This window comes from Bacillus paramycoides, assembly GCF_001884235.1.
Taxonomy (GTDB): Bacteria; Bacillota; Bacilli; order Bacillales; family Bacillaceae_G; genus Bacillus_A; species Bacillus_A paramycoides.
The window spans coordinates 20,863-30,297 of record NZ_MAOI01000105.1; the positions used below are offsets into that span (position 1 = coordinate 20,863).

11 protein-coding genes are annotated in these 9,435 nt (G+C 35.2%); 1 reads left to right on the top strand and 10 read right to left on the bottom strand.

What is annotated here, in order from left to right:
* Positions 1–38 precede the first annotated feature (38 nt).
* Positions 39–2,048: a methionine--tRNA ligase gene (gene metG, locus BAU28_RS22655; protein ID WP_071720067.1), complete on the bottom strand. Its 2,010-nt coding sequence runs from the start codon at positions 2,046–2,048 to the stop codon at positions 39–41.
* A gap of 334 nt (positions 2,049–2,382) precedes the next feature.
* Between metG and BAU28_RS22660 the strand changes: the two genes are divergently transcribed.
* Complete coding sequence (locus BAU28_RS22660) at positions 2,383–2,667, top strand: AbrB/MazE/SpoVT family DNA-binding domain-containing protein (protein WP_000843036.1); 285 nt, start codon at positions 2,383–2,385, stop codon at positions 2,665–2,667.
* Positions 2,668–2,687: 20 nt separating this feature from the next.
* On the opposite strand, the gene rsmI is transcribed toward BAU28_RS22660, so the two are convergent.
* From rsmI to BAU28_RS22705, 9 genes are all read right to left on the bottom strand, one after another.
* Complete coding sequence (gene rsmI / locus BAU28_RS22665; RefSeq protein ID WP_002174543.1) at positions 2,688–3,563, bottom strand: 16S rRNA (cytidine(1402)-2'-O)-methyltransferase; 876 nt, start codon at positions 3,561–3,563, stop codon at positions 2,688–2,690.
* Complete coding sequence (locus BAU28_RS22670) at positions 3,532–3,822, bottom strand: GIY-YIG nuclease family protein (protein ID WP_002174542.1); 291 nt, start codon at positions 3,820–3,822, stop codon at positions 3,532–3,534. Before BAU28_RS22670 ends, rsmI begins: the two co-directional genes overlap by 32 nt.
* Entirely contained in the window at positions 3,809–4,549 is a 741-nt protein-coding gene (locus BAU28_RS22675) for a tRNA1(Val) (adenine(37)-N6)-methyltransferase (RefSeq protein ID WP_002174541.1), read from the bottom strand. Before BAU28_RS22675 ends, BAU28_RS22670 begins: the two co-directional genes overlap by 14 nt.
* Positions 4,550–4,669: 120 nt before the next feature.
* Positions 4,670–5,020, bottom strand: a complete 351-nt coding sequence (gene yabA, locus BAU28_RS22680; protein ID WP_000412059.1) for a DNA replication initiation control protein YabA — start codon at positions 5,018–5,020, stop codon at positions 4,670–4,672.
* Between the two features lie 14 nt (positions 5,021–5,034).
* Positions 5,035–5,862 (bottom strand): PSP1 domain-containing protein, encoded by an 828-nt coding sequence (locus BAU28_RS22685; RefSeq protein ID WP_002174540.1) that lies wholly within the window; start codon positions 5,860–5,862, stop codon positions 5,035–5,037.
* A 5-nt stretch (positions 5,863–5,867) separates the two neighbouring features.
* Positions 5,868–6,851 carry a DNA polymerase III subunit delta' gene (gene holB / locus BAU28_RS22690; RefSeq protein WP_025151187.1) on the bottom strand — a complete coding sequence of 328 codons (984 nt, stop codon included), beginning with the start codon at positions 6,849–6,851 and terminating at the stop codon, positions 5,868–5,870.
* 35 nt (positions 6,852–6,886) lie between these two features.
* The gene (gene tmk, locus BAU28_RS22695; RefSeq protein ID WP_025151188.1) at positions 6,887–7,513 is read right to left on the bottom strand and encodes a dTMP kinase; all 627 of its coding nucleotides are present in this window, start codon (positions 7,511–7,513) and stop codon (positions 6,887–6,889) included.
* A 1-nt stretch (position 7,514) separates the two neighbouring features.
* Positions 7,515–8,936, bottom strand: coding sequence for an aminotransferase class I/II-fold pyridoxal phosphate-dependent enzyme (locus BAU28_RS22700; RefSeq protein ID WP_071720068.1), 1,422 nt, complete (start codon positions 8,934–8,936; stop codon positions 7,515–7,517).
* Between the two features lie 78 nt (positions 8,937–9,014).
* Positions 9,015–9,194, bottom strand: coding sequence for a sigma factor G inhibitor Gin (locus BAU28_RS22705; protein WP_002174536.1), 180 nt, complete (start codon positions 9,192–9,194; stop codon positions 9,015–9,017).
* Positions 9,195–9,435 lie beyond the last annotated feature (241 nt).

Sequence of the window (9,435 nt, forward strand, 5' to 3'; positions counted from 1 at the left end):
CAAATGTTACACGTGAAACACCTCTTTTCTTGTCTCAATTACTTAATTTTTGTACCATTTGGTAAGTTTTGGTCGATTGTTGCTAATGACAATACGCCATTCTCTTCACCTGCTAAAATCATACCTTGTGATAATTCACCACGTAATTTTACAGGCTTTAAATTCGTTACACAAATAACCTTTTTACCTTTTAGTTCTTCTGGCGTATAGAACTTTGCAATTCCTGAAACAACTTGACGCTTTTCTGTACCTAAATCAAGTTGAATTTTTAACAACTTATCTGCTTTTTTCACAGGTTCAGCGGATATTACTTCAGCTACTCGTAATTCTACTTTAAAGAAATCATCAATTGTAATTTCTTCTGCCTTTGGTTCTTCTTCTTTTTTCTCTTCCACTTTAGGGGCAGACGCTTGCATTTGTTCTTTAATATACTCTACTTCTACTTCCATTTCTAAACGAGGGAAGATTGGGTTTCCTTTTTCTACTTTTGTTCCAGCTGGAATACATCCAATTGTAGATAGGCTCTCCCAAGATTTATGTGCCTCTTCAGTAAGGCCAAGTTGAGCAAACATCTTACTTGGTGCTACTGTTAGGAATGGCAGAAGCATAATACCTGTTTGACGAAGCACCTCTGCTAAGTGGGCCATTACAGATGCAAGTTTTTCGCGATCATTCTCATCCTTCGCTAATACCCATGGCTGTGTTTCATCAATGTATTTATTCGTACGGCTAACTAATTGCCAAATTGAACTTAGCGCTACAGAGAATTCCATATTCTCCATTGCCTCTTCTACTTTTTTCAATGTATCTTTCGCAAATGTCACTAGCGTTTCATCGAACTCAGTTATATTTGCTTTATATGCAGGGATTTCCCCATTAAAGTATTTATCAATCATAGCTACTGTACGATTTAATAAGTTCCCTAAATCATTCGCTAAATCAAAGTTGATTCGTTCAACAAATCCTTCTGGTGTGAATACTCCATCAGATCCAAATGGAACTTCGCGAAGTAAATAGTAACGTAATGCATCTAATCCGTAACGATCAATTAGTGTAACTGGATCTACTACGTTTCCTTTTGACTTACTCATTTTTCCATCCTTCATTAAAATCCAGCCATGAGCAAAGACTTTCTTCGGAAGTGGTAAATCTAAAGCCATTAAAATAATTGGCCAATAAATTGTATGGAAACGAACGATTTCTTTACCAACTAAATGGACATCTGCTGGCCAGAACTTTTTATACTTCTCTTCATTTTCTGTTCCATATCCTAATGCAGTAATGTAATTAGACAAGGCATCTACCCATACGTAAATAACGTGTTTTGGGTTACCCGGAACACGAACTCCCCAGTCAAATGAAGTACGAGAAACAGCTAAATCTTCTAATCCTGGTTTAATGAAGTTATTAATCATTTCATTTTTACGAGACTCTGGCTGAATGAAATGAGGATTATCTTCATAGAACTTTAATAGTCGGTCTACATATTTACCCATTCTAAAGAAATAAGATTCTTCACGAACAAGCTCTACATCGTGACCACTATCTGGGCTTTTCCCGCCAACTACTTTGTCACCTTCCATAATTGGATCAACTAATTGATGCGCTGTATAGAATGTTTCATCTTGTACAGAATACCAACCTTCATATTCATCAAGATAAATATCACCTTGGTCTACTAACTGCTTGAAGATTTTCTCAACAACATCTTTATGACGATCTTCAGTTGTACGAATAAAGTCATCATAAGAGATATCCATCTTCCCCCAAAGTTCTTTAATCCCTGATACAATGTTATCCACATATGCTTGTGGTGTAACATTTAGTTCTTCTGCTTTCTTTTGGATCTTCTGTCCATGCTCATCAGTTCCTGTTAAATAATGAACATTGTATCCTTGCATACGCTTATATCGTGCCATCGCATCTCCTGCCACTGTCGTATAAGCATGTCCAATGTGTAACTTTCCACTTGGATAATAAATTGGGGTAGTGATATAAAAGGACTTATTTTCCTCTGTCATTGTTTTGGACCTCCCGAATAACCTCATATGTATTTATAAACAGTATAACAAAAACTCACATGTAAAAACGAGTTAATGCTCGATATCTTTATCATCTATTACTCATATTCAAAAAAAATATACAATCCCTTTCTGAAAAATATATATTTTTCAGAAAATAAAACAAAATAATTGTAGAAATTACTCACATTCTATTATATATAAGTAGTATAAAAATCTATAAATCTTTTTTAAAAATATAGAATTTAAGAATTGACGGAAATGTAAATGATTGGTATCATATGTCCATAGGGTATTTTGTCGAAAAATGACGAATCAAAAAATAGACTCGAAACTTATAAACTATTAGGAGGAACAAAATATGAAATCTACTGGTATCGTTCGTAAAGTTGATGAATTAGGTCGTGTAGTAATTCCAATCGAATTACGCCGTACTTTAGGTATTGCAGAAAAGGATGCTCTTGAAATCTACGTAGATGACGAAAAAATCATCTTAAAGAAATATAAACCAAACATGACTTGCCAAGTAACTGGTGAAGTATCTGATGGTAACCTATCTTTAGCTGAGGGTAAAATTATCTTAAGCAAAGAAGGCGCTGAACAAATCTTAAACGAACTTCAAGATTATATCGAAACAGCAAAATAAGCTTCTCAATTATGAGAAGCTTATTTTTTATCGACATGATAAATTTGATATACATCTCGTTTCGACAAATCTCGATCTTTAGCGACTGTTTTAATCGCTTCTTTTGAATTCATACCTTTTTCATTTATATAATGTTCAATATGATTATATACTGAAATAGATTCCCACCATTGTTCTTCTGGAGTAGCTTCTTCTGTTGAACCGGCTACTAAAATACAAAACTCACCACGAACTTCATTTTGCTTCGTCCACTCAATTGCTTCTTCAATTGTGCCACGAATAAACTCTTCAAATTTTTTCGTTAGCTCACGACATAATACAACTTCTCTATTTCCTAATACTTCTTGCATAGAAATCAAAGTATCATCTAAACGATGTGGTGCCTCGTAAAACATCATTGTAGTTGGAATATAGCGCAATTTTTCTAACTCATTCTTACGTTCTTTTTTATTTCTTTGCAGGAAACCATAGAAATAAAAGTGTTTTGTCTCAAGTCCTGATGCAATTAATGCTGTAAGGGCCGCATTTGCCCCAGGAAGCGGAATAACATGATATTGTTCTGCTACAGCCTCTACAACAATATCGTAACCAGGGTCTGAAATACACGGCATACCAGCATCGCTCACAATGGCTACAGTCTTACCGTCTTCTAACTTGTCTAAAATTTTTCGTCCACTTACTTCTTTATTATGCTCGTGATAACTCATAACTGGTGTTTCAATTTCAAAATAATTACAAAGCTTCTTCGTTTGCCTTGTATCTTCCGCTGCAATAATGTCTGCCTCTTTTAAAATTCGGATTGCACGAAATGTCATATCCTCTAAATTTCCGATTGGAGTCGGTACTAAATATAAAACTCCCTTTTCATTTTGCTGAAAGCTTTTTTGCTGCCACATAGCGTTCTCCTTTTTGCATATATTCTTCTTTTTGTTTCCTCGTTAACTGTTTAAAGTGATACTCAGCTTGCATAGCCGTTCGTTTATCCTCGTGACCCTCTACATATTTTAAAATAACTGGAAGTCTAGCACGTGTATATCTAGCACCTTTTCCACTATTATGGGTCTGAATCCGCTTTTCTATATGATTTGTATACCCGGCATAATAACTTCCATCAGAACACTCCACCACATAAAAACAATGCTTATTCTTCTCCATATAAAATTGAACGAAGCTCCTTTGTATATTCGTTATTTTCTTCATATACAAAAAGAGGTGGCAAGATTTTTAAATCTGCATTTCCATCCTTAATTCCTTCAATTAACAATGTATTCGCTTCTTTACCAGCCTTAGGATAAACAAATCGCACACGTTTCGGTTCGATTTTGTATTTACGCATTAATGTGACGATGTCGAGCAAACGACCTGGGCGGTGTACAAATGCTACCTTCCCGCCTTGTTTCACTAACTGGCTACTTGCATATACAACATCTTCTAATGTGCACATAATTTCATGACGAGCTATCGCTAAATGCTCATTGATATTCTTCTCAGAGGTTTGTGGTGTTTGAAAATAAGGAGGATTACACGTTACAACATCATATTGATGACGCCCAAGTTTCTCCGGCATATCTTTCAAATCTCCATGGATTAAATTGATTCTTTCTTCTAACTTATTGTATTGAACGCTTCTTATTCCCATATCATATAGACGCTCTTGAATTTCTACACCTGTAATTTTCCCTTTTGTCCTTGTACTTAATAAAAGAGGGATAACTGCGTTACCTGTACACAAATCAAGTAAATTACCTTTTTGAATTGGCACCCAAGCAAAATCTGCAAGTAAAACTGCATCTAAAGAAAAATTAAATACTGATGGACTTTGTACAATCTTCATATCTTGCGCTAATAAGTAATCTAAACGTTCATCTTCATATAAATTCATATATTGCTCCCTTTCTTACACTTAACCTACCCTATTTCAGCCTCTATTAATGTAAAAATAAATTTCATTCTACTCTCATGTATAAAAAATTACCTTTCCAATTATATTGGAAAGGTAATTTCACTTTTTATTTAAAAATGACAGACAGAATAAACAATCTCCCTCTTTACGTACACTTCCATAATGTAGATTGCAAATATGAAAACCTTCTTGATACAGTCTTGCTAAGTTATCGTAACCTTCACCAATATCTGTCTTCGGCTTCATTTCTTTGCGTTTTTGAGTTTTTTGTTTTTCCTTATTCTGCACTTCTTCAAAACGATGTCGCAAATTTTCATTTTCCATTTTTATATGTTGGTTTTCTTCCAGTAATTCTGCAAGATGCTGTTTTAATTCTCCCAACTGTTTGTATAAATGCCCAATTTGCTCTTCCATACTAGAAACCGATGCAAAAATATCCTTTTTCTCCACAAGCACCCACCTCATTAATCTGTGGTTTGACTCGAAACGACCCCTTTATTCATTAATTCATCTAACGTATATTCTACTATCCGTTCCTTGTCTACTAGTTCCACTTGAATTAATCTTTCTAAAATATTTAATCCGATAACACGGCCAGTACCATGTGGTGTTTGTATACGTTGATCTAAATCAGGAAGTTGTTCCTTTGCTGCCTCATATTCATCATTCTCATACTTTAAGCAACACATTAAGCGACCACATAAACCAGAGATTTTTGCAGGATTTAATGATAAATTTTGATCCTTCGCCATTTTAATGGATACAGGTTCAAAATCCCCTAAAAAAGTAGAACAACAAAGCATACGACCACATGGACCAATACCACCAAGCATTTTTGCTTCGTCACGAACACCGATCTGTCTAAGCTCAATTCTTGTCCTAAAAATTGCCGCTAAGTCTTTCACTAGTTCACGGAAATCAATCCGACCATCCGCAGTAAAGTAGAAAATAATCTTATTACGATCGAACGTATACTCTACATCTACAAGCTTCATATCAAGATTATGTTCTCCTACCTTTTGTTGACACACTTGATATGCTTCTTTCGCAGCATGCTTATTCTCTTCAACAATGGTACGATCATTTTCATTTGCAATACGAATAACCTTTTTAAGCGGTAATACAACGTCGTTTTCATCAACTTGCTTTTTAGTAATAACTACTTTTCCGTATTCAATACCTCTTACCGTTTCTACAATTACAAACTCATTTTCTGAGATATCGAACTGATTCGGATCAAAGTAATATACCTTTCCGGCCTTCTTAAAGCGAACACCTACTACATCATACAAAACGGTCATCCCTCCTGCAACCGCAACACTAACTGTTCGAACACAAGCTGCGCATTTACATTAGCGTTGATTCTATTTTTTGCCTCTAATATATTAAAGAGAGCTGATACAATGCGCTTCTGAGCATAGGAGAATGATTCAAACATCTCTTTCTGCTCATGAAAAACAAGTCGATCTTCTTCTCCAAGTTGAACATATAATAAATCCTTATAAATAAGGAGTAACATATCTAAACCTTGCTGTAATTGTTCTTTCTCTCTAAAGTGTTTCCCCCATTTTTCTTGTACAAAAAAAATAGAGGCTTTATCTTTTTCGAGCGCTTCACATAATTTTATCACTAAAGCTCTTGCTTGTGCAAACCATTCATCATTACACATTAATAAAGCTTCTTCAAAACTATTTGTAAGCTGTGCAGCAAGCATCGATAACGAGACTGTAATACCTTCTTCCTCTAATCTCTTAATTAAAGATTCTGTAGATAAAGGTCTAAATGTAACAACTTGACACCGAGATAAAATCGTATTTAAAATCTGATGACTTTGTTCAGTAAGTAAAATAGCTGTTGTATCACTACTTGGTTCTTCTAAAAATTTCAAGAGTGTATTCGCTGCATTCGCTGTCATACGATCTGCATGCTCAATAATATATACTTTTTTATTTGCTTCTAATCCTGTTTTCGAAAACTCTTCTTGTAAGTCATGAATTTGCTGTTTTTTAATAGATAATCCATCTGGTTTTACAATATGTAAGTTTGGGTGGTTACCTGAATCAATCCGGCGGCAATTCGTACATACGTGACAAGGTTCTACCCCAGCCCTTTGTAAACAAAGAAAGCTTTTTGCCATTTGAATTGCTGTTGCGAACTTCCCGGTCCCTTTTCCTCCCTCTAACAGGTAAGCGTGGGATATACGCTCTTTTGCAATGCTATTCATCAACATTTTGACACCGATGGGCTGTATAGAAGAAAGCTGCTCCCACGTCTTCATCATAATGCATACCTCACTTATTTCATTCTTTCCTTCTATTATACCAATTTATCTTCTATAATCTGAACAACTTCTTCTATAAGTTTTTCCATTGGTTGGTCAGCATTGACTAATACAATACGATCAGAAAAGCGTTCCACAACTTGTAAATAGCCTTCACGCACACGTTTATGGAAAGAGATGTCTTCCATATCTAGTCGATTCACTTCGCGCCCTGCATCTTTTTCAATTCGCGCTAAACCAACCTCTGGTTCAATGTCTAAATAAATTGTTAAGCTAGGCATACAACCTTCTGTTGCGAAACGATTAATCTCAAATACGTTGTCCATACCTAATCCCCTTGCATATCCTTGATATGCTAAAGAGCTATCTATAAAACGATCACATAACACAAGGTAGTTCTCATTAAGTGCTGGCATAACTTTCTCCACTAAATGCTGTCTACGTGCAGCAGCATATAAAAGCGCCTCTGTGCGTGCTTCCATCATTGTATATTCTTGCTTATGTAAAATCGTCCTAATATCTTCAGAAATTGCAATACCACCTGGTTCTCTCGTCGCCATTACCTTTTGGTCCTTTTGCTCAAAGTACGGCAATAACCTTTTAATTAATGTTGTCTTACCCGAACCTTCTGGCCCTTCAATTGTTACAAATAATCCTTTCATCCTAAAACCTACTTTCTATATCATACACTTTCATATATTTCGTACTACCTTGAAAACGAGCCCCTGTTTTCTCTAAATGAGCAATTTGCTCTGTATGCTCTTTAGTAATTCTCTCTCCATACATAATCAATGGAATTCCAGGTGGATATGGAATTACCATTTCCGCTGCTATCATATCCACAGATTCTTCTATAGATACTAGCTTCGTTTTGTATCTCTCTAATTGTTTATACGTATACGGTAAAGGAGAGATTTCTCCTTTATAAGTATAACGAATAGATGCAGTCTTGTCTTTTACCTTATATTGTTGCAACGCTACTCGGAGTATCTCTATTGCTTTCATGTACTCCTCATTTACTTGCAACGGCAAAATAAATAGGACATTATATGGATCTGCCATTTCCGTATATATACCGGCCTTTTCAAATACAGACTGTAATTCATACCCTGATAGCTGACAACGAGTTTGTACCGTAACCTTTAATTCATCTTGCAATGGATATTGCAAAGTAGCTATTTGTGGGATAGAGCGCAATCCTTCTTTAAATCGGCGTAAAAACTCAACGATTTTATCGTAACCTTTTTCTTTTATACCTGCTATTGTAAATCGAGCTATATCAAGAGAAGCCATAATTGGGTACGACGGGCTACTAGATTGCAGCATACTTAAATAAGCGGAAACTTTTTCTTCGTTCACCAAACGGCTATTTATATGTAAGTATGACCCCATTGTCATCGCAGGTAACGTTTTATGTGCAGAATGCACCACAATATCTGCACCATAGGCTAATGCTGACTTTGGAAACGGTCCACCTATACAAAAGTGCGCTCCATGTGCTTCATCTACTAAAACCGGGATCTTATGCGCATGTGCATAAGCTATACCTGCCTCCAAATCAATTCCCATACCATAATAGTTAGGATGCGTTAAAATAAGCGCTTTAGCATCAGGATACCTTGCAATTGCTTTCTTAATAACTTCCTCTTGAACACCTACTGGTATATTATGTACTTCATCTATACATGGATCTAAGAAGGCTGGATTAGCCCCAGCTAATTTCAAACCATTAATGATTGATTTATGACAATTTCTTTGTACAAGGACAATATCATTTTCCCCGCAACAAGACAATATCATCGCTAAATTTCCAACTGTTGAACCATTAATTAAAAAATAACTTTTTTGCGCACCATATACACCAGCTAATAATTGCTGTGCTTCATCTATACATTCAAACGGACTATGCAAATCATCTAATCCTGTTAATTCTGTTACATCGATAGGTAATATATCTTTAAACTCCCTTATAGCTTCCTGAGGGAAGTTTAAACCATTCTTATGACCTGGAACATGAAAAGATAGTGGTCGTCTTTCTTTAAATTCCATTAACGCCTCATATAAAGGCATACGATTTTGATTCATATATACCTCTTCCTTATTATTCATTCTGTATCTATTATACAGATATTAAGACAAAAAAAATAATAGGCATATGCCTATTTAAAAATATGATACTTCTAATTTTCGAAGTTGTTTTAAATAATGTATATACTTCGGGTCATTTGTCTCAGTATTCACCATATCTCTTTCACATTCATAACATATCAAATTATTATAAACATATATGCCTTCTTTTCCTTTTGTCTCACAAACAATGCAAGTTTCACTTGGTAATTTCATGATCTTTCCTCCCCTATTTAAATAAACATATTATACACTTCTAGTCCTTAACAATTTTCAGAAAAATATACCTCAATTTCTTATATAATATGTTTTATCCTTGGGCGACGTGTTTGTATTACTTATGTATTCCCTTACTTCTTTCACGTACTGTTTAAAAACACGAAAAAACACGAGTCAAAAGACTCGTGCTTTAGTTGCTTGGCGACGTCCTACTCTCACAGGGACAAGGTCCCAACTA

Bases quoted from the DNA above. Each gene is read 5' to 3' on its own strand.
- holB (WP_025151187.1), bottom strand. From the start codon at position 6,851: ATGATGAAGACGTGGGAGCAGCTTTCTTCTATACAGCCCATCGGTGTC.
- BAU28_RS22700 (WP_071720068.1), bottom strand. From the start codon at position 8,936: ATGAATCAAAATCGTATGCCTTTATATGAGGCGTTAATGGAATTTAAA.
- metG (WP_071720067.1), bottom strand. From the start codon at position 2,048: ATGAGGTTATTCGGGAGGTCCAAAACAATGACAGAGGAAAATAAGTCC.
- rsmI (WP_002174543.1), bottom strand. From the start codon at position 3,563: ATGTGGCAGCAAAAAAGCTTTCAGCAAAATGAAAAGGGAGTTTTATAT.
- BAU28_RS22670 (WP_002174542.1), bottom strand. From the start codon at position 3,822: ATGGAGAAGAATAAGCATTGTTTTTATGTGGTGGAGTGTTCTGATGGA.
- BAU28_RS22660 (WP_000843036.1), top strand. From the start codon at position 2,383: ATGAAATCTACTGGTATCGTTCGTAAAGTTGATGAATTAGGTCGTGTA.
- BAU28_RS22675 (WP_002174541.1), bottom strand. From the start codon at position 4,549: ATGAATTTATATGAAGATGAACGTTTAGATTACTTATTAGCGCAAGAT.
- tmk (WP_025151188.1), bottom strand. From the start codon at position 7,513: ATGAAAGGATTATTTGTAACAATTGAAGGGCCAGAAGGTTCGGGTAAG.
- BAU28_RS22705 (WP_002174536.1), bottom strand. From the start codon at position 9,194: ATGAAATTACCAAGTGAAACTTGCATTGTTTGTGAGACAAAAGGAAAA.